Consider the following 19,977-nt stretch of genomic DNA (forward strand, 5'->3'; position numbering starts at 1 on the left):
GCGTGAACAGCACATGAACGTGAAGTCGAGGACCGGCCGTCCCCCCGGGACCCTGCGCACGACCCCCGATCACCAGAATCACTGGAAGAGAGCCACCATGGACTTCCTTCGCCCCGCCAGCTGGGAGGAGGCGCTCGCCGCCAAGGCAGAGCACCCCACGGCCGTGCCCCTTTCGGGTGGCACGGACGTCATGGTCGAGATCAATTTCGACCACCGGCGGCCCGAGTACCTCCTGGACCTGAACCGCATCGAGCTGCTGCGCGAGTGGGAGGTCGGCGAGGAGAACGTCCGCCTCGGCGCCGCCGTTCCGTACACCCAGATCATGGAGAACCTGCGGGCCGAGCTGCCCGGCCTGGCACTCGCCTCGCACACGGTCGCCTCCCCGCAGATCCGTAACCGCGGCGGCGTCGGGGGCAACCTCGGTACCGCCTCGCCCGCCGGCGACGCCCACCCGGCCCTGCTCGCCGCGGGCGCCGAGGTCGAGGTCGAGTCGGTACGCGGCAACCGCTTCATCCCGATCGACGAGTTCTACACGGGCGTGAAGCGCAACGCGCTCCAGCCCGACGAGCTCATCAAGACCGTCCACATCAAGAAGGCGGACGGCCCCCAGCAGTACTCCAAGGTCGGCACCCGCAACGCGATGGTCATCGCCGTCTGCGCCTTCGGCCTGGCCCTGCACCCGGAGACCCGGACCGTGCGCACCGGCATCGGCTCCGCCGCGCCCACCCCCATCCGCGCCAAGGAGGCCGAGGTCTTCCTGAACGCGGCTCTGGAAGAGGGCGGCTTCTGGGACAACGGCAAGATCATCACCCCGTCGATCGCGAAGCAGTTCGCCGACCTCTGCTCGGGCGCCGCCAACCCGATCGACGATGTCCGAGGCACCGCCAAGTACCGCCGCCACGCCGTCGGCATCATGGCCCGCCGCCAGCTCGGCTGGACCTGGGAGCAGTACCGCGGCACCGGCCGCACGCTTGAGGGAGCTGCATAACCATGCGCGTCAATTTCACGGTCAACGGACGTCCGCAGGAAGCCGACGACGTCTGGGAGGGCGAGTCCCTCCTCTACGTCCTGCGTGAGCGGATGGGGCTCCCCGGCTCCAAGAACGCCTGCGAGCAGGGCGAGTGCGGTTCCTGCACGGTCCGCCTCGACGGAGTGCCGGTCTGTTCCTGTCTGGTCGCCGCCGGCCAGGTCGAGGGCCGCGAGGTCGTCACCGTCGAAGGCCTCGCCGAGTTCGCCAAGGACCGTGCGGAGCACGCCGGTTGTGCCTCCGGCACCTGCGGCACCTCGCTCGACGCCGCCAAGAGGTGGCAGGCCAAGCCGGGTCAGGACTCGCAGACCGGCGAGGGCGTCGAACTGAGCCCCATCCAGCAGGCGTTCATCGACGCCGGCGCCGTCCAGTGCGGATTCTGCACCCCGGGTCTGCTGGTCGCGGCCGACGAGCTCCTGGAGCGGCAGAGCGACCCGTCCGACCAGGACATCCGTGAGGCCCTCTCCGGCAACCTCTGCCGCTGCACGGGCTACGAGAAGATCCTCGACGCGGTCCGCCTCGCGGCCGCCCGTCAGGGAGAGGCGGTCTGACCATGGCTCAGAACACCCGCACCGTTCCGTCCGGTACGCCGACGAACGTCACCCAGAACCACACCAAGGGCGGCATCGGCGAGTCCACGCTCCGCCCGGACGGCACCCTCAAGGTCACCGGCGAGTTCGCCTACTCCTCGGACATGTGGCACGAGGACATGCTCTGGGGCCAGACGCTCCGCTCGACCGTCGCGCACGCCGAGATCGTCTCCATCGATGTCTCCGAGGCCCTCGCGATGTCCGGCGTGTACGCCGTGCTCACGTACGACGACCTGCCGGCCGAGATGAAGAACTACGGCCTGGAGATCCAGGACACCCCCGTCCTCGCCCACGGCCGGGTACGGCACCACGGCGAGCCGGTGGCCCTGGTCGCCGCCGACCACCCGGAGACCGCCCGCCGCGCGGCCGCCAAGATCAAGATCGACTACCGGGAGCTGCCGCTCGTCACGGACGAGGCGTCCGCGCTCGCCCCCGACGCGCCGCTCATCCACGAGGGCCGCGACGACCACCACATCGGTCACGTCCCGCACCCGAACATCGTGCACCGCCAGCCGATCATCCGCGGCGACGCGGACGAGGCCGCCAAGCGCGCCGACGTCATCGTCTCCGGCGAGTACACCTTCGGCATGCAGGACCAGGCCTTCCTCGGGCCGGAGTCCGGCCTCGCCGTACCCTCCGAGGACGGCGGCGTCGACCTGTACGTCGCCACCCAGTGGCTGCACTCCGACCTCCAGCAGATCGCCCCCGTCCTCGGCCTGCCCGAGGAGAAGGTCCGGATGACGCTCTCCGGCGTCGGCGGTGCCTTCGGCGGTCGCGAGGACATCTCGATGCAGATCCACGCGTGCCTGCTCGCCCTCCGCACCGGCAAGCCCGTCAAGATCGTCTACAACCGCTTCGAGTCCTTCTTCGGCCATGTGCACCGCCACCCGGCGAAGCTCTGGTACGAGCACGGCGCCACCAAGGACGGCAAGATCACGCACATGAAGTGCCGGATCGTGCTGGACGGCGGCGCCTACGCCTCGGCCTCCCCGGCCGTCGTCGGCAACGCCTCCTCCCTCTCCGTCGGCCCCTACGTCATCGACGACGTCGACATCGAGGCGATCGCGCTCTACACCAACAACCCGCCCTGCGGCGCGATGCGCGGCTTCGGCGCCGTCCAGGCCTGCTTCGCCTACGAGGCCCAGATGGACAAGCTCGCGGCGAAGCTGGGCATGGACCCGGTGGAACTGCGCCAGCTCAACGCCATGGAGCAGGGCACGATCATGCCGACCGGCCAGGTCGTGGACTCGCCGGCCCCGGTCGCCGAGCTGCTGCGCCGGGTCAAGGCCCGCCCGCTGCCGCCGGAGCGCCAGTGGGAGACCGCGGGCGAGGGCGCGGACGTCCGCGCGCTGCCCGGCGGCCTCTCCAACACCACCCACGGCGAGGGCGTCGTCCGCGGTGTCGGCTATGCCGTCGGCATCAAGAACGTCGGCTTCTCCGAGGGCTTCGACGACTACTCCACCGCCCGCGTGGTGCTCCAGCTCATCAACGGGGAGCCCGTCGCGATGGTCCACACGGCCATGGCGGAGGTCGGTCAGGGCGGTGTCACCGTGCACGCCCAGATCGCCCGCACGGAGCTGGGTGTCACGCAGGTGACCATCCACCCGGCCGACACCCAGGTCGGCTCCGCCGGTTCGACGTCCGCCTCCCGGCAGACGTACATGACCGGGGGCGCGGTGAAGAACACCTGCGAGGCCGTCCGCGAGAAGGTCCTGGAGATCGGGCGCCGGAAGAACGGCTCCTACCACCCGGCCTGGGCGACCGCCGAACTCCTCCTGGAGGCGGGCAAGATCGTCACCGACGGCGGCGAGGTCCTCGCGACCATCGCCGACATCCTGGAGGACGAGGCGCCGATCGACATCGAGCTCGAGTTCCGGCACCGCCAGACCCAGGCGTTCGACCTGGTCACCGGCCAGGGCGACGGACACGTCCAGTACACCTTCGCCGCGCACCGCGCGGTGGTGGAGGTGGACACCGAGCTCGGCCTCGTGAAGGTCATCGAGCTCGCGACCGCCCAGGACGTCGGCAAGGCGCTCAACATGCTCTCCGTGGTCGGCCAGATCCAGGGTGGCACCACCCAGGGCCTGGGCGTCGCGGTGATGGAAGAGATCATCGTGGACCCGAAGACCGCGAAGGTGCGCAACCCCTCCTTCACGGACTACCTGATCCCGACGATCCTCGACACGCCGACCATCCCGGTCGACGTACTCGAACTGGCCGACCCCAACGCGCCGTACGGCCTGCGGGGACTCGGCGAGGCTCCGACCCTCTCGTCCACTCCGGCCGTCCTCGCGGCGATCCGGAACGCGACGGGCCTGGAGCTCAACAAGACGCCGGTACGCCCCGAGGCGCTCACCGGCACCCTGTAGGACTCTCCGGGCGGTCCGTGCCTCCCAAGGAACGTCACACTTCCCCGCTCGTACCGCCCGGAGTCAACCCCCAGCAGTACCCCCGCAGTATCGGGATCATCAGCAGCACATCGCAGTACCAGCAGTACCGGCAGTACCAGCAGTACCGAACCATTCCGTTCGCCTCGGGCCGTCCCCCGGGTCGTGCAGCCCACGCATCATCCCAAATCCCGCATTCTTCACCAGATCAGAAGTCCTTCGAAGTCTGACGCGGGTGCCCCTTTGAACCTTGGGAGTAGGCCCCATGACCCAGTCGTCTGTGGAGCCCAAGACCGCTTCGGAGGACGCGGGCTCCGGCTCGAACGTCCCCGCCGGCCGCTCTTGGCTCGACCGGTACTTTCACATCTCGGAGAGAGGATCCACCGTCGCGACGGAGATCCGCGGCGGCGTCACCACCTTCATGGCGATGGCGTACATTCTCCTGCTCAACCCCCTGATCCTCGGCGGCAAGGATGTGGACGGCAACGTCCTCAGCCAGCCCGCACTCATCACCGCGACCGCGCTCGCCGCCGCCGTGACCACCCTGCTGATGGGCTTCTGGGGCAAGGTCCCGCTCGCCCTCGCAGCCGGTCTCAGCGTCTCCGGCGTGCTGTCCTCGCAGGTCATCGCCGTCATGACCTGGCCGCAGGCCATGGCCATGTGTGTGGCCTACGGCGTGGTGATCTGTCTCCTGGTGGTCACCGGCCTCCGTGAGATGATCATGAACGCGATCCCCTTGGCGATCAAGCACGCGATCACCATCGGCATCGGTCTCTTCATCGCGCTCATCGGCTTCGTCAAGGCGGGCTTCGTCCACGAGAACCCCTCTCCCGGCGGTGGCCCGGTCGTCCTCGGCCCGGCCGGCGAGCTGGCCGGCTGGCCGGTCCTGATCTTCGCCTTCACCCTGCTGCTGATCTTCGCGCTCCAGGCCCGCAACGTGCCCGGCGCCATCCTCATCGGCATCGTGGCGGGCACGGTCATCGCCGCCGTCGTGAACGCCGTCGGCGACCTGCCGGCCAAGGCCTGGTTCTCCGGCCCGCCGGAGCTCAGCGGCAGCGCCGTCTCCACGCCGGACTTCTCGCTCATCGGTGAGGTGTCCTTCAGCGGCTGGGGCGACGTCGGCTACATCACCGTCACCATGATCATCTTCACCCTGGTGCTCGCCGGCTTCTTCGACGCCATGGCCACGATCATCGGCGTCGGCTCCGAGGCCAAGCTCGCGGACTCCCAGGGCCGGATGCCCGGCCTCTCCAAGGCGCTGTTCATCGACGGTGCCGGCGGTGTCATCGGCGGCGGCGTCGGCGGCTCCGGCCAGACCGTCTTCGTCGAGTCGGCGACCGGCGTCGGCGAGGGCGCCCGTACGGGCCTGTCCTCCGTCGTCACGGGCGCGTTCTTCGCGGCCTGCCTCTTCTTCACCCCGATCACCGCGATCGTCCCGGCCGAGGTCGCCTCCGCGGCCCTGGTCGTCATCGGCGCGATGATGATGCAGAACGCCAAGCACGTCGACTGGAGCGACCGCTCCGTCGCGATCCCGGTGTTCCTCACCGTGGTCCTGATGCCGTTCACGTACACCATCACCACGGGTGTCGCGGCCGGCGTCATCTCCTACACCGTCATCAAGACGGCGCAGGGCAAGGCACGCGAAGTGGGCGCCTTCATGTGGGGCCTGACCGCGATCTTCATCGTGTTCTTCGCGATCCATCCGCTCGAGAGCTGGCTGGGCGTCAGCTGACGCCCTTGACGCCGCCCTCCACACACCTATCGAGGAGTTCGAGATGCTGGACATCGCCGAGGAGCTGCAGCGGTGGGTCGAGCAGGGACGCGAGTTCGCCGTCGCCACCGTCGTGGCGGTCGGCGGGAGCGCGCCCCGGCAGCCGGGCGCCGCGCTCGCCGTCGACAGCGACGGCACGGCGATCGGCTCGGTGTCCGGCGGATGTGTGGAGGGTGCGGTCTACGACCTCTGCGTCCAGGCCCTCGACGACGGCAGGACCGTCGTCGAGCGCTTCGGCTACAGCGACGAGGACGCCTTCGCGGTCGGTCTGACCTGTGGCGGCATCATCGACATCCTCGTCACCCCGGTCCGCGGCGGGGTCTTCCCCGCCGCGCTCGCGGCCGCCTCCACCGGGGAGGCGGCGGCCCTGGCCCGGATCGTCTCCGGACCCGAGGACCTGATGGGCCGGGCCCTCCTGGTCCGCCCCGACGGTGCGTACGAGGGGAAGCTCGGCGGCCACCCCGAACTCGACCGCACCGCCGCGGCAGAGGCCCGCGCGATGCTCGACGCGGGCCGTACCGGCATCGTGGAGATCGGCGAGGACGGCAGCCGCTGCGGACAGCCGCTGACCCTCCTGGTCGAGTCGTCGGTGCCCGCCCCCCGCATGATCGTCTTCGGTGCCATCGACTTCGCCGCCGCCCTCGTCCGGGTCGGCAAGTTCCTCGGCTACCACGTCACCGTCTGCGACGCGCGGCCCGTCTTCGCGACGCCGGCCCGCTTCCCCGAGGCCGACGAGATCGTCGTCGAATGGCCCCACCGCTATCTGGCGTCCACGGAGGTGGACAGCCGCACCGTGCTCTGCGTCCTGACCCACGACGCCAAGTTCGACGTGCCCCTCATCCAGGCCGCCCTCAAGCTTCCCGTCGCCTACATCGGCGCGATGGGCTCCCGCCGCACCCACGAGGACCGCAACAAGCGCCTCCGCGAGGTCGGCGTCACCGAGCTCGAACTCGCCAGGCTCCGCTCCCCGATAGGCCTCGACCTGGGCGCCCGTACGCCGGAGGAGACCGCGCTGTCGATCGGCGCCGAGATCGTCGCCAACCGCCGCGGCGGCACCGGCCACTCCCTCACCGGCGCCCACACCCCGATCCACCACGACGGCCCCCGCGAGCCCGCGGGGCGGATAGGTTCCGTCGCCTAGCGATCACCTCCGCCGACGCTGCATCCGCGCCGTCATCCTCATCCGGGCTCGCGGTTGGCCCGCGAGAGAAGCCCTAGGGCCGATCGGGGCCGAGGGTGTGTTCTTTGAGGAACGCGCCCGCGTGGGCCGCCGCTTCCTCTGCGGTCACGTACTGCGCCCCATCGGCGGCCGTGCCGGATGCTCCGTCAGCGCCTCGACCGGTCCAGCCCCAACCGCCGGAAGGGGACTGCACCAGCTCGGCAGTCCCTCCAAACAGCGCAAGCGTGCTCTTGCCCGCTGTCGCGGGTGCTGGGCGGCTGACGGCATCGGGCCATTTCTTGCGGGCGCCCTGCCGGGTGATGCCCCAGACCGCTCCCAACTGCTCGTAGCTCGCGCCGTAGGAGCCGGCGGTCGCTGCCGCCCACTCCGTGAGCCGCTTGACCTCGCCATCCATCACCTTCCAGGCGGCCAGGACGGACAGCGCCACTTCGACAGGGCTCGCGTCCCACATGCGGTCGGCGGGCAACCCGGTCTCCCGGGAACGGATGGCCAAGGCCAGGGGGTTCAAGGCGTCGTACAGAGCCTTGTCGAGTCCTGCCTGCTCTTCTGGGGTGATCTCAGAGGTCGCCATGTGACAACTATAGTTTACCGATCCGTCGATGGGAACTAAAGTTTCCGCACTCCGTGTCGGCTGCCGCCACATCAGAGAGAGGCCCCGGCGGACGGCCCCGGCGGCCGGGACGTCGCGGTCGGCGAAGTCGTCGCATCCCGGCATCGCGCCGAATCGGGGCGCGACGTGGCCTAGAGCTCGATCAGGACCTGGTCCAGGGACTTGCGGACCAGGTCGGGCACCTCGCAGTCGTCCGCGGGGTAGCCGACCGGGATCACCGCGAAGGCCTTCTCGTTCTCGGGGCGGTCGAGGACGTGGGAGAGGAAGCGCATCGGGCTCGGGGTGTGGGTCAGCGCCGCCAGCCCGGACAGGTGGAGAGCGGACAGCAGCATGCCGACCGCGATGCCGACCGACTCGTCGACGTAGTAGTGCTTGTGCTTCGTGCCGTCCGGGCCGAGCCAGTAGCGCTGCTGGAAGACGACGATCAGCGCCGGGGCGTCCGTGAGATGGGACTTCACCGCGTCCGTACCGAGCGGACGCAGCGCCGCGAGCCACTCGTCGCCCAGCCGGCCGTCGTAGGAGAGCTCCTCCTCCTGCTCGGCGGCGGCGCGGATCCGCTGCCGCACGGCCGGGTCCTTGACCAGCACGAAGGTCCAGGGCTGCTGGTGCGCCCCGGAGGGAGCGGTCGCGGCACAGGCTATTGCGTCCCGGACCACCTGCTCGGGCACGGGGTCGGGGGAGAAGTGGCGCACGGTCCGTCGCTCGTCCATCCGCACCCGCAACTCGGCGGCGCGCGCGAGGGATTCCGGCTGTGGCATCCGCTCGGGCCGGTACGGGGCGGAACGGTACGGCTGACCGTGTATCGGGGTCCAGCGCCCGCTTTCGGGAGCGGTCGCGGAGACGGTCTCAGGCGTGGTCTCGGGTGACATGGAGCAGATCTTCACGCCACGGTCCCGCCTTTCGACAGGGGGGATGCGGGGACCCGCGCCCGGCATGTTCCCTTCGGGGGGTTTCGGGGATGGCGCTCGCCGGACGATTTCCGGCGCGGTACGGCAGTCGGCGCATCGTGATCCGGGGGCGCGGCGGCCCGGAATCACCGTCCGCGGTGCCGTGGCCCTGGGTCCCGGCCTCCTGCGCGGTCGCCGTGCGCTGGTGGACCACGGCGCCCGCGCCCGCCGTCCGGACCTTCGTGGCGCTGGGCCGCGAGGGCTCCGCCGGGCTGGACCACTCGGCCCGCGCCTCGGCAGGCGCCCGGTGCGCCGCCCGCCGGCCGTCGCACGGCGTGGGGGGACAGGGGAGGGGTCGCCGGCGGGGCCGGGCTCCGACTTTCGGACCCCGGCGTGTTTCCGGCCTTTCCCGGGAGTCGCCGGGCCGCCGTCGCGCGTCGGTGGCAGGGGGCGTGGAACGGGGGTGCCCGGGGGCCCGCCCCCGGGCGCCTCCCCTGTGCGGCGGTCTCGTTCCCCCGGCCCCGGCCCGGCCGTCCGACGGGCGGCGCACGCTCAGTGCGACACGCCCCGGTCCCGTACCGCCGATGCCCAGGCCGGCTGTTCCTCGTCGGCCTCGGCCTCGGCCCGTCGCCCGCCCCGGGCGAAGAAGTCCGCGAGGGGCAGGATCGCCGCCCCGACCGTCACCGCGTCGGGCCCCAGGGTGCCGAGGGAGATGCTGACCCGGGCCGCCGGATACTTCAGGGCGTACTCCGTCGCGTACTCCTTGACCGTCTCCAGGAAGCGGGCGCCGAGCTGGAGGCCCGCCCAGCCGCCGACGAGGATGCGTTCGGGCTGGAAGAGGTTGATCAGGTCGGCGAAGCCGGCGCCCAAGTACTCGGCGGTCTCCTCCAGTACGGCGAGCGCCGTCGCGTCGGGCTCCGTCGTGGCGTCCGCCGGGTGGGCGGCCGTCAGCATCGCCGTCAGCGCCGTCTCCTCGTCCGTACCCTTCGGGGCTCGCCCGCCCGCCTCCCGCCACCGTTCCAGGAGTGCCTCCGCGCCCGCGTACGCCTCCAGGCAGCCCTGGGCTCCGCAGCGGCAGCGGCGGCCCCTGACCCGCACCTTCAGATGGCCCCACTCGATCGCCCGGCCGGGCCCCATCGGGTCGGTGACCACACAGGCGCCCACGCCCGAGCCGAAGAGGACGACGACGGCGCTGCGCGCGCCCCGTCCGGCGCCGAACCACATCTCGGCCTGGCCGAGGGTCTTGGCGCCGTTGTCGATCCAGTACGGCACCGAGACCGGCAGGTCCACGCTCTCGCGGAGCATCCGCTCCAGGGGGACCGCGTCCCAGCCGGTGGTCTGCCCGTGCACGACCGCGCCGTCCTCGGCGGTGCGGGCCACGATGCCGGGCACGCCGATGCCGACCCCGAGGAGCTGTTCGGCGGACACGCCCGCGGTCCGCAGCACCTCCGCGATGCCCTCCCGGACGTGCCCGACGACGACCCCGACCTCGTACCGGTCGTGGGGGTTCGGTCCGTCGATCGCCAACGGGCGTTCGGTGCGGGCGAGTTCGGTGAGGGTGAGGTCGAAGAGCTCGATCCTGACCCGGGTCTCGCCGACGTCGACGCCGATCATGCAGCCGCTGTCCGGGGTGATCCGGAGCAGGGTGCGGGGCCGTCCGCCCGCCGAGTCGACGCTGCCCGCCTCCTCGACCAGGCCCTCGGCGACGAGTTCCGCGACCACGTTGCTGACCGAGCCGGAGCTGAGGCCGGTGGCGGGGCCGAGCGAGAAGCGGCTCAGCGGCCCGTCGAAGTAGAGGCGCTGAAGGACGGCGGTGCGGTTCTCGCGTCGCAGGTCACGCACGGTGCGGCCGTTCCGCATGGTCACTGGGGCCCCCTGGCGAAGTAGTCCTAGAGGCAACATACCGCTGCCGTGACCTCAGCACCTTCTTCTCTTGAGCTTTAAGTCACATCCTGAATTAAGCCCCTTCCGCGTTCAGGACCTGAACGCGGAAGGGAGGGCGGAGGAGGGTGGGCTCAGAAGATCAGGTCGTAGGTGTTCCAGCCGCCGCCGACGAGGGTGCGGTGGGGGCCCGGGACGATGCTCAGGTAGTACGGGCCGGGCGCGTGCCGGGGCACTCCCTGGTAGAGCCAGAGCCTTCCGGAGGTGTCACGTGCGACGAGGTCGGGCGTGTCGTCCCGGCCGAGTTCGCCGGTGCCGGCGATCGCGGTGTAGGCGTTCCAGCCGCCCCCGACGCGCCGCTTCGGTACGAAGGGCACGGAGGGGGAGTAGCCGGGGCGGTCGTACTTCCACAGCACCCCGCTCGCGTCCCGTGCCAGTGCTCCGTCGCCGTACCCCGACATGGTCAGCGCGGTGTACACGTTCCAGCCGCCGCCGACCCGCCGACGTGCCTCGAAGGGGCCGCCGGAACCGTAGTTCCTCTCGTACGACCACAGGACGCCGTCCCTGTCCCGCGCGACCAGGCCGCCGTGGTCGAAGCCCGTGAGGGCCGTGTACGTGTTCCAGCCGCCCCCGACGCGCCGGGCCGGCGCGAACGGCCGGTCGGGGTCGCCCGTGCCCTCGTAGTACCAGAGGACCCCGTTCCGGTCGCGGGCCACCAGGCTGCCCCGCCCGGCGGCGTCGGTGCTCCGGACCGGAACCACGGCCGTGTACGCGTTCCAGCCGCCACCGACGCGCTTGCGCGCCGCGAACGGCCTGCCGACGTCGCCGGTGCCCTCGTACCTCCACAGCACGCCGCTCCTGTCCCGCGCGTGCACGGCGCCGCGTCCGTCCGGCGGGGGAGTGCCGGGGACGAAGTCGAGGCGGACCGTGCCCTCGGCCACCACCTCGCCCTGCCCGTCCCGCAGGAGGACCACGGCGTCCGGCGTGCCCAGGACGAGCGCCGTCCGGTCCGCGTCCAGCGTGACGGTGTAGCGGACCGTCCTCGTCGGCGAGGTCGCCGTCTCCGTCGTCGTCACCGTCGGCAGGGTGAGGGACGGCGGGTCCACCGGCCGGTCGTCGATCGCGTACGGCATGACCCAGCGGCAGGCCCCGTACGCGACCCCGTCGACCGCGCAGGTGGAACGGATCACGTTCTCGCTCACCGGCGAGGAACCCGCGCTCTCGACGAGCTGGGTCGGGAGGCGGAGTACGGCGGTCACCGGGCCCCACACGTCGGGGGCGACCGTCGCCGTGAACCGCAGCGTCACCGCGCCCTCCTCGCCCGCGGGGACGGCCAGCCGGCCGCCCTCCTGGACGACCGTGCCGATCCCGGCCGTCGCCTCGGCCGTCGTCGTCACGGGCGCCGGTGCGGCGAAGGCCACCGGTCCCCCGAATGTCAGCGGCGCCACGGTCGCGATCAGCGCCGCTGCCACCACCGCCGTTCGTGCACGAGCCACGAGAACCTCCTCGCCCCCCGGATGCGGGGGGTCCTGTCACGGCCGGAGGTCGCGTCTGGGCCCCCGCGTACACCCCTTTGACACCGTGCCGCAGGGAAAGGTTGTACGGCCGGGGGCCGGGCCACGTGGACCCGGCGAGACGTCGGCGTCCCGGGCTCAGGCCCTGCGGAGGCCGCTCAGGAGGAGTTCGGCCAGCTGCTCGTACGCCTCCGCGTCGGCCAGGCCGGTCGCCGCGGCGACCTGACGCCGCTGGATGCGGACCATCACGGAGGAGATGACGTCGGCCGCGAAGGTCACGTGCACCTCACGGAAGACGCCCGCGCGGACGCCCTCCTCGATGAGCTGCTGGACCCGGCCGGCCGCCGCGCGCGTGTTGCGCTCGTACACCTCCGCCGCCGGCTCGAACGCGGCCACGTCGTCGAAGAACTGCGGCGAGACCGGCGCCAGCTCGGCCGAGACCGCCCGCAGATAGGCGGCGAGCCGCTCGGCGGGGTCCGTCGCGGCGGCGAGGACCGCCTCGACCCGGGCCGTGGCGCGTCGGAAGAAGTGCACGACGGCCGCCCTGACCAGCTGTTCCTTGCTGCCGGCCAGTCCGTACAGGGTCCGCTTCGAGCAGCGCAGCCGGGCGGCGAGGTCGTCGAGCGTCAGCCGGGCGAAACCCTCGCCGACGAGGAGGGCGACGAGCTCCTCGAAGAGGGCGGAGCGGCGGGCCGCGCCGCGGCCCGTCAGCTTCGGGGCATCGGCGGCTGAGGTCTCGATCACCCGCTCAGTATTCCAGGCCGACGTTCCGGGGGGTTACGGCGACATCCTTCTGCGCTACGCTAACCGGTACTGCAGTACCCTCCGCAGTACCACTTTGCGCGCCGATGGAGACGCCATGGATGTCGACCGCCTGCTTCCCACCCCCGAGGCAGCGGACCTCATCGCCCTCACCAGGGAGATCGCCGACAAGGAGCTCTCTCCCAAGGCGGACGAGTACGAGGCCACCGAGACCTATCCCGAAGGCCTCTTCGCCACCCTCGGCGAGGCCGGGCTGCTCGGCCTGCCGTACCCCGAGGAGTACGGCGGCGGAGGCCAGCCGTACGAGGTCTACCTCCAGGTCCTGGAGGAGCTCGCCGCACGCTGGGCGGCCGTCGCCGTCGCCACCAGCGTCCACACGCTCGCCTGCCACCCCCTGCACACCTTCGGCACCGCGGAGCAGAAGGAACGCTGGCTGCCCGAGATGCTGGAGGGCCGGACCGTCGGCGGCTACAGCCTCTCCGAGCCGCAGGCCGGCTCCGACGCCGCCGCGCTCACCTGCAAGGCCGAGCGACAGGACGACGGCTACCGGATCACCGGCACCAAGGCGTGGATCACCCACGGCGGCAGGGCCGGCTTCTACGCGCTCTTCGCCCGCACCGCGCCCGGCAGCCACGGCATCTCCTGCTTCCTCGCCCCCGGCGCCACCGAGGGGCTGAGCTTCGGCGCCCCCGAGCGCAAGATGGGCCTCCAGGCGGTCCCCACCACCTCCGCCTACTGGGACGGCGCCCTCCTCGACGCCGACCGGCTCGTCGGCGACGAGGGCCAGGGCCTCCAGATCGCCTTCAGCGCGCTCGACAGCGGCCGGCTCGGCATCGCCGCCTGCGCCACGGGCCTCGCCCAGGCCGCCCTCGACGCCGCCGTCGCGTACGCCAACGAGCGCACCACCTTCGGCCGCCGGATCATCGACCACCAGGGTCTGGGCTTCCTGCTCGCCGACATGGCCGCCGCCGTCGACGCGGCCCGCGCCACCTACCTGGACGCGGCCCGCCGCCGTGACCTCGGCCGCCCCTTCAGCCGGCAGGCCAGTGCCGCCAAGCTCATCGCCACCGACACGGCCATGAAGGTCACGACGGACGCCGTCCAGGTCCTCGGCGGCTACGGCTACACCCGTGACTTCCCGGTCGAGCGCTATATGCGCGAGGCCAAGATCACCCAGATCTTCGAGGGCACCAACCAGATCCAGCGCCTGGTCATCGCCCGGGGGCTCTCGCAGGCGTGACGGCGGTTCGGGACGCCCCTCCGGGGCCTGCACGCCCCGCACGCCCCGCACGGCCTGAAACGAGCAGGGCCGCGATCCCCGTCAGACCGTGGCGGACCGCGTGGTCCAGGGCCGTGCGGCCGTGCGGGTCCGGCAGGTCGGGGTCGGCGCCCGCCGCGAGGAGGAGGGCGACGACCCCCTGGTGGGGGCGGGCGCCCGTGCCGAGGATCACGGCCTTGAGGAGCGCCGTCCAGCCCAGCCGGTTGACGTGGTCGACGTCGACGGACGTCTCGTCGAGGACGGCGCGGACGTAGGCCACGTGCCCCCGCTCCGCCGCGGGGATCAGGGCCGTACGGCCGTAGCGGTCGGTGACGCCCAGGTCCGGGCCGGCGGGGAGCAGCGTCCGCATCATCGCGACGCTGCCCGTGACACCGGTGACCAGCCAGGGGCTGTCGCACCGGTCGTCCTGGGCGTTCGGATCCGCGCCCGCGGCGAGGAGGACGCGCGCGGCGGCGACATGGTCGCGCCGGACGGCGCGCAGCAGCGGTGTGCGCCGGTGCCGGTCGCGGGCGTCGACCTGGGCGCCCGCGCCGAGGGCCGCGCGGACGGCACCGGTGTCACCGTGCGCGGCGGCCGCCAGGAGGGTGTCGTCGAGGGCGTTCATGGCGGTGTTCCTCGTGCGGGCGCGGGACGGGACTACTTGCCGAGGGAGGCGACGCCGGTCTGGGCGAACTTCTCGTCGAGGTCGCCGGAGGGGGCGCCGGCGACACCGATGCCCGCGATCGGGGCGCCCTTGGCGGTGACGGGGGCGCCGCCGGCGAGGAAGAGGGTGCCGGGGATGTCCTTCAGGTTCGGGGCGTTGGTGAGGCGCTTGGCCAGCTCCGAGGTCGGGGCGTTCCAGGAGACGGCGGTGTAGGCCTTCTTGACGGCCGACTCGTAGGACTGCGGGCCGGCGCCGTCGCCGCGCAGGGTGACGACGGTGTTGCCGTTGCGGTCGACGACGGCGACGGAGACGCGCTGGTTCTCCTTCTCGGCGGCGTCCAGGGCGGCCCGCGCTGCCTTGGTGGCGGCCTCGACCGTCAGATGCGTCGACTGCGTGGTGCTCTTGTTCCTGGCGTCCGCCTTGGCGACGACGGCGGGGGCGGCCGCCGTGTTCTCGCCGGTGGCGCTGGCGGAGTAGGCACCGAAGCCACCGAGGGCGAGCGCGGCGACGATCGCGCCACCGGTCAGGACACGGGTGCGCGAGGTGGCCTTCTTCACGTGCTTCATGGGGTCTGCTCCAGTGAACTCGGTGGACTGCGGGGGCCGTCGGGAGTCCGTGGCCCGCTTCCCCTCCATCCTGGGGGCGTCCCCCCGCACCGGCCGTCGTCGTCCCGGCTGCGTCCGGTGCCCGCAACGGCCGACCCCGGGGTCATCCGATCGGTTGACCCCGTCGGACGGAAACCGGCCCGCTCGGCCGGCTCCCTCGTGTACCAGGGAAGAAGACGGCCGGGAACCGTATGCCGGACTAGCTGTTGTCCGACGCCGGTCCGGCGGACGGGGCACGGTCCTCCTCCCAGCCGCTGGCCAGCTCCGTGAAGGCGCGCGCGGCGGCGCTGCGGTAGCCGGTCGCCCGGCGCAGCAGGGTGACGCCGCGGGTCGGCAGGGCGGGAGAGAGCGGGACATGGCTCAGCTGCGGGTGGTCCAGGGTGACCGCGTCGGGCAGCACGGTGGCCAGGGCGGTGCGCCGGACGATCTCGGTGAGGGCGCCGACGGCGTTGGCCTCCATCGCGATCCGGGGCCGGAGGCCGTGCTCGGCGACGTACGCGTCGATGTGTCTGCGGGTGGCGAAGTCCTGGCTGAGCAGGGCGAGATGGTGATGGTTCAGCTCCTCCGCCGGTACGGGCTCCGTCCGGCCGGCGAAGGGGTGACCGGGACCCACGACGAGGCCGAGGGTCTCGGTGAACAGCGCGGTGGCCTCGACGCCCGGCAGATGGCCGCCCTCGAAGGCGATGCCGAGATCGAGGCGGTCGGCGAGGAGTTCGGCCTCGATGCGGTCCTGGGTCGACTCCCGTACCTCCACCGTGATGCCCGGGTGACGGGTGTGGAAGGCGGCGACCAGCGGGCCCGTGAGGTAGGCGGTGAAGGTCGGCGTGGCGGCGAGCCGGAGCCGGCCGCGGGAGAGGTCGCGTACGTCGAGCACCGCCCGCTCGCCGGCCGCCAGGTCCTGGAGCGCCCGCCGGGCGTAGGCGGCGTAGGCCTCCCCCGAGTCGGTGAGGCGCACGGTGCGGCCGGTCCGGTCGAGCAGCAGTACCCCGAGGGCCTTCTCCAGCTGCTTGATCTGCTGGGAGAGCGTGGGCTGGGCGATACGGAGCCCTTCGGCGGCGCGGGTGAAGTTGGCGTGCTCGGCGACGGCGAGCAGATAGCGGAGATGACGGAGTTCCGGCTGCATGGCACCGAGTGTAGAGCGCTATAGATGAGATCTATGGCAGGCATCGATAGTGGGTCTTGGACGCTATAGTGCCTGTTCGTGCAGGGTGAGGGCATGCCTCATCTCGCCGAGGGAATCGCCCGCTTCCAGCGGGAGGTCTTCCCAGCCAAAGCAGAGCTCTTCGCCCACCTCGCCACCGCCCACCGTCCGGGCACGCTGTTCATCGGCTGCTCCGACGCCCGGGTCGTACCCGAACTGATCACCCAGACCGACCCCGGTGAACTCTTCGTCGTCCGCACCGCCGGAAACCTCGTCCCCGCCCACGCCCCGGGCACCGACGGGGTGGCCGCCGGAGTCGAGTACGCCGTCACCGTCCTCGGCGTGCGGGACGTCATCGTCTGCGGGCACTCCGCCTGCGGCGCGATGACCGCGCTCGCCGAGGGACGCGATCTGAGCGGCGCGCCCGCCGTCGCCGCCTGGCTCCGTCACGCCGACGCCTCCCTGGCCCGTACCGCCGCGGCGGGCAGGGCGGGGGACGTGGCCGCGCTCGTACGGGAGAACGTCGCCGCGCAGCTGGCGAACCTGGCCACCCACCCCTCCGTGGCCCGCGCCCTCGCCCAGGGAGCGGTGCGGCTGCACGGCTGGGTCTTCGACATCGCCGACGGCACCGTCGAGGAGCTTCACGTCACCGGGACGGCCACCGCCACCGGCGCTCACGTCACCGCCACCGGCCCTCACGCCACCCCCGTCGGCGCCCGTGCCGCCGCCTGAACCACCCCACCCCCCCCGTAAGGAAAGGACGTACCTCTCATGGTGCACGCCCAGTTCGACCCCACCGCCCGTCGCGAGCTCGCCGTCGCCGCCGTCGAGGCCAAGACCGTCAAGGACCTGAGCTGGCGGCAGATCGCCGACGCCGCCGGCCTCTCCGTCGCCTTCACCACCGCCGCCGTCCTCGGCCAGCACGCCCTTCCGGAGCCGGCCGCGAAGGCCGTCGCCGAACTCCTCGGCCTGGACGAGAACGCGGTGCGGCTGCTGCGGACGATCCCCACCCGGGGGTCCCTCGACGGCATCCCGACCGACCCGACCATCTACCGCTTCCACGAGATGCTCCAGGTGTACGGGACCACCCTCAAGGCCCTGGTCCACGAGGAGTTCGGGGACGGCATCATCTCCGCGATCAACTTCACGCTGGACGTGAAGAAGGTCGCCGACCCCGAGGGCGGCGAGCGCGCGGTCATCACGCTCGACGGCAAGTACCTCCCCGCCAAGCCCTTCTGACCGGGTTCCTCCGGCAGGGGCGCGTCGATCGTGCCGACGCGCCCCTGACGACCCTCCCGGGTCCGCTTCCGGGGGCGCGGCCTGCGGTTCTATGGTGGGCGGCGCAGATCGCGCGGACCGCGCGGTCCTCCGCGGGCACGCGCCCGATCCGGCGGCCAACCCGGCGGCAGGGTCGCACCCGCACGACACGAACGAGGAGTTCCATGGACATCGCCGGCTCCGCCGCTCTCGTCACCGGTGCCGCTTCCGGCCTCGGCGCCGCCACCGCGGCGGCGCTCGCCGCCCGGGGCGCCACCGTCTACGGACTCGACCTGGACAAGGCCGTGGCCGCCGCCGGGCCGCTGCCCGAGGGCGTCCGGCTGCTCGCGGCCGACGTCACCGACGAGCAGCAGGTCCGCGAGGCGCTCGCCGCGATCGACGCCGACGGCGCCGAGCTGCGGCTCGCCGTGAACTGCGCGGGCATCGCCCCCTCCGCCCGTATCCTGGGCCGGAAGGGTCCGCACGACCTCGACCTCTTCCGGGCGGTGCTCAACGTCAATCTGCTCGGGACGTTCAATGTGATGCGGCTCGCCGCCGAGGCCATCGCCCGGCACGAGCCCGACGAGAACGGGCAGCGCGGTCTCGTCGTCAACACCGCCTCGATCGCGGCCTTCGAGGGGCAGGTCGGCCAGATCGCCTACGCCGCCTCCAAGGCGGGCGTCGCGGGCATGACCGTCACCGCGGCCCGCGACCTGGCGCAGTTCGGCATCCGGGTCGTCACCATCGCCCCCGGCATCGTCGACACCCCGATGATGGCCGGCTTCGGCGAGGACGTCAGGGCCGGTCTCGCCGCGAGCGTCACCTTCCCGCAGCGCCTCGCGCGCCCGGAGGAGTACGCCCGACTGGTGACGATGATCGCCGAGCACGACTACCTCAACGGCGAGACGATCCGGATGGACGGCGCGCTCCGGATGACCGCGCGCTGATCCGCCTGGAGGCCTGAGCCTCCGTACCCTCCCGACAGCACTGGGTGCCGGATTCATTCGGCACCTAGTGCCGCGCGAGGGGCGTACGGGTGTTAGGTTCGGGCCATGGGAACAGCGTCGACGAACTCCACGAAGCCCGCGATGCGGGACTCCCTCATCGCCGCGGCCTTCCAGCTCTTTCTGGAGCGGGGCTACGAGCAGACGACGGTCGACGACATCGTCACCCTCGCGGGCGTCGGCCGGAGGTCGTTCTTCCGGTACTTCCCGTCGAAGGAGGACGTGGTCTTCCCCGACCACGAGCAGTGCCTCGCCGACATGACCCGCTTCCTCGCGGCGAGCGCCGACTCCGACGACCCGATGGTCCGGGTCTGCGGCGCCGCCCGGCTCGTCATGCGGATGTACGCCGAGAACCCCACCTTCTCCGTGCAGCGCTACCGGCTCACCCGTGAGGTGGCCGGGCTGCGCACCTACGAACTGTCGGTCGTCTGGCGGTACGAGAAGACCCTCGGGGACTATCTGCGCACCCGCTGGGCCGACCGCAGGGACGGCACCCTGCGCGCCAACGTCGCCGCGGCGGCCGTGGTCGCCGCCCACAACCACGCCCTGCGGCACTGGCTGCGCTCGGGCGGTGAGGGCGAGCCGCTGGCGGAGGTCGACGGGGCCCTGGAGTTCGTCCGCGCCACCTGGAGTCCGGACGCGGTCGTGGACGTGCCGGTCGAGGAGACCGAGGACGTCGTCGTCGTGATCACCAAGCGGTCCACTCCCATGTGGCGCGTGGTGCGCGAGGTGGAGTCGAGCCTCGGCGAGGGCTGAAGGTGAACGGAAAACGGCGTCGGGGTTCGCGGTATCTCTAATTGAGGGAACTCAGGTCTTTATTTGATGGCACTCAGTGCCATATCTTTGCTCCATGCGCGGTCGAGCCGCCGAGTGCGAGGAGAAGGCATCGTGTTCCACACGGGACTGAGGAGCGGGACCGCCGTCCAGGCCGCCGAGGAGTCGGCCCCCGGCACCGAGCTCTACTTCCAGCGCTGCCGCTGGTGCCACACCACGACGTTCCAGCGACTGCTCTGTCCGACCTGCGGGTCGACCGAGCTCAACCCCGAACTCAGCGAGGGCGAGGGCGTGATCTCCGTACGGCGCGGGGTCGCCGCCGCCGACGCCGACCTCTGGCCGGTCTATATGACGGAGGGCTTCACGGTCCGCTGTCGCGTCGACGGGCCGCTGCACGCGGTGCGCCCCGGGGTCCGGGTCAAGGTCTCCTCGGGAGTCGGTGTCACGGGCCGCAGGCCGGTCGTCCGGCTCTGCGAGGAAGTGCCGCTCGACGGCTGGATCTGATGCCACACAAACGGAGGAGGGGCGGGGGGGGGGGGGGGGGGGGGGGGGGGGGGGGGGGGGGGGGGGGGGGGGCGCCGTAGAATCGGGGCATTGTGTCTGAGCAGCCAGAGAACACCGCGCAGCCCGTCGCCGAGTCCGTACAGCCCGTCACCCAGCGGGGC

General features: G+C 72.0%; 19 protein-coding genes. 11 read left to right on the forward strand and 8 right to left on the reverse strand.

From position 1 onward, the window contains the following. Window positions 1–97: 97 nt before the first annotated feature. From ACH4MY_RS24210 to ACH4MY_RS24230, 5 genes are all read left to right on the forward strand, one after another. Window positions 98–988, forward strand: a complete 891-nt coding sequence (locus ACH4MY_RS24210; protein WP_398005811.1) for an FAD binding domain-containing protein — start codon at window positions 98–100, stop codon at window positions 986–988. Window positions 989–990: 2 nt separating this feature from the next. Continuing rightward, entirely contained in the window at window positions 991–1,578 is a 588-nt protein-coding gene (locus ACH4MY_RS24215; protein ID WP_398005812.1) for a (2Fe-2S)-binding protein, read from the forward strand. Between the two features lie 2 nt (window positions 1,579–1,580). Beyond that, window positions 1,581–3,986, forward strand: a complete 2,406-nt coding sequence (pucD, locus tag ACH4MY_RS24220; protein WP_398005813.1) for a xanthine dehydrogenase subunit D — start codon at window positions 1,581–1,583, stop codon at window positions 3,984–3,986. A gap of 283 nt (window positions 3,987–4,269) precedes the next feature. After that, window positions 4,270–5,736 carry an NCS2 family permease gene (locus tag ACH4MY_RS24225; protein WP_398005814.1) on the forward strand — a complete coding sequence of 489 codons (1,467 nt, stop codon included), beginning with the start codon at window positions 4,270–4,272 and terminating at the stop codon, window positions 5,734–5,736. Window positions 5,737–5,779: 43 nt separating this feature from the next. Next, window positions 5,780–6,916: an XdhC family protein gene (locus ACH4MY_RS24230; RefSeq protein WP_398005815.1), complete on the forward strand. Its 1,137-nt coding sequence runs from the start codon at window positions 5,780–5,782 to the stop codon at window positions 6,914–6,916. A 73-nt stretch (window positions 6,917–6,989) separates the two neighbouring features. On the opposite strand, the gene ACH4MY_RS24235 is transcribed toward ACH4MY_RS24230, so the two are convergent. The 5 genes from ACH4MY_RS24235 to ACH4MY_RS24255 all read right to left on the reverse strand — a co-directional run bounded on the left by ACH4MY_RS24235 (window position 6,990) and on the right by ACH4MY_RS24255 (window position 12,591). Further along, a complete protein-coding gene (locus ACH4MY_RS24235) occupies window positions 6,990–7,526 on the reverse strand; it encodes a hypothetical protein (protein ID WP_398005816.1) in 537 nt (178 codons plus the stop codon). A 170-nt stretch (window positions 7,527–7,696) separates the two neighbouring features. Then, the gene (locus tag ACH4MY_RS24240; RefSeq protein ID WP_398005817.1) at window positions 7,697–8,434 is read right to left on the reverse strand and encodes a nitroreductase family protein; all 738 of its coding nucleotides are present in this window, start codon (window positions 8,432–8,434) and stop codon (window positions 7,697–7,699) included. 570 nt (window positions 8,435–9,004) lie between these two features. Beyond that, window positions 9,005–10,312 carry an ROK family protein gene (locus tag ACH4MY_RS24245; RefSeq protein WP_398005838.1) on the reverse strand — a complete coding sequence of 436 codons (1,308 nt, stop codon included), beginning with the start codon at window positions 10,310–10,312 and terminating at the stop codon, window positions 9,005–9,007. Between the two features lie 155 nt (window positions 10,313–10,467). Continuing rightward, window positions 10,468–11,829: a hypothetical protein gene (locus ACH4MY_RS24250; protein ID WP_398005818.1), complete on the reverse strand. Its 1,362-nt coding sequence runs from the start codon at window positions 11,827–11,829 to the stop codon at window positions 10,468–10,470. A 156-nt stretch (window positions 11,830–11,985) separates the two neighbouring features. After that, window positions 11,986–12,591 (reverse strand): TetR/AcrR family transcriptional regulator, encoded by a 606-nt coding sequence (locus ACH4MY_RS24255; RefSeq protein WP_189806881.1) that lies wholly within the window; start codon window positions 12,589–12,591, stop codon window positions 11,986–11,988. Between the two features lie 115 nt (window positions 12,592–12,706). Between ACH4MY_RS24255 and ACH4MY_RS24260 the strand changes: the two genes are divergently transcribed. Beyond that, window positions 12,707–13,849, forward strand: coding sequence for an acyl-CoA dehydrogenase family protein (locus ACH4MY_RS24260; protein WP_398005819.1), 1,143 nt, complete (start codon window positions 12,707–12,709; stop codon window positions 13,847–13,849). Here the strand turns inward: ACH4MY_RS24260 and ACH4MY_RS24265 are convergent. From ACH4MY_RS24265 to cynR, 3 genes are all read right to left on the reverse strand, one after another. Continuing rightward, window positions 13,821–14,492 (reverse strand): ankyrin repeat domain-containing protein, encoded by a 672-nt coding sequence (locus ACH4MY_RS24265; protein WP_398005820.1) that lies wholly within the window; start codon window positions 14,490–14,492, stop codon window positions 13,821–13,823. The two genes, ACH4MY_RS24260 and ACH4MY_RS24265, sit on opposite strands and share 29 nt — an antisense overlap. A 32-nt stretch (window positions 14,493–14,524) precedes the next feature. Next, on the reverse strand, window positions 14,525–15,088 hold the full coding sequence (locus ACH4MY_RS24270; protein WP_398005839.1) for a heme-binding protein: 564 nt from the start codon (window positions 15,086–15,088) through the stop codon (window positions 14,525–14,527). Window positions 15,089–15,335: 247 nt separating this feature from the next. After that, on the reverse strand, window positions 15,336–16,259 hold the full coding sequence (gene cynR, locus ACH4MY_RS24275; RefSeq protein ID WP_398005821.1) for a transcriptional regulator CynR: 924 nt from the start codon (window positions 16,257–16,259) through the stop codon (window positions 15,336–15,338). A gap of 93 nt (window positions 16,260–16,352) precedes the next feature. Between cynR and ACH4MY_RS24280 the strand changes: the two genes are divergently transcribed. From ACH4MY_RS24280 to ACH4MY_RS24300, 5 genes are all read left to right on the forward strand, one after another. Then, the gene (locus tag ACH4MY_RS24280; protein WP_398005822.1) at window positions 16,353–17,009 is read left to right on the forward strand and encodes a carbonic anhydrase; all 657 of its coding nucleotides are present in this window, start codon (window positions 16,353–16,355) and stop codon (window positions 17,007–17,009) included. Window positions 17,010–17,048: 39 nt separating this feature from the next. Beyond that, a complete protein-coding gene (gene cynS / locus ACH4MY_RS24285) occupies window positions 17,049–17,516 on the forward strand; it encodes a cyanase (RefSeq protein WP_398005823.1) in 468 nt (155 codons plus the stop codon). Between the two features lie 203 nt (window positions 17,517–17,719). Further along, window positions 17,720–18,481, forward strand: coding sequence for an SDR family NAD(P)-dependent oxidoreductase (locus tag ACH4MY_RS24290; protein ID WP_398005824.1), 762 nt, complete (start codon window positions 17,720–17,722; stop codon window positions 18,479–18,481). 105 nt (window positions 18,482–18,586) lie between these two features. Beyond that, entirely contained in the window at window positions 18,587–19,294 is a 708-nt protein-coding gene (locus ACH4MY_RS24295; protein ID WP_398005825.1) for a TetR family transcriptional regulator, read from the forward strand. Window positions 19,295–19,426: 132 nt separating this feature from the next. Beyond that, window positions 19,427–19,816 carry a zinc ribbon domain-containing protein gene (locus ACH4MY_RS24300; RefSeq protein WP_398005826.1) on the forward strand — a complete coding sequence of 130 codons (390 nt, stop codon included), beginning with the start codon at window positions 19,427–19,429 and terminating at the stop codon, window positions 19,814–19,816. The last annotated feature ends 161 nt before the right edge of the window (window positions 19,817–19,977 follow it).

Source organism: Streptomyces sp. NPDC017246 (assembly GCF_044331325.1).
GTDB lineage: Bacteria > Actinomycetota > Actinomycetes > Streptomycetales > Streptomycetaceae > Streptomyces.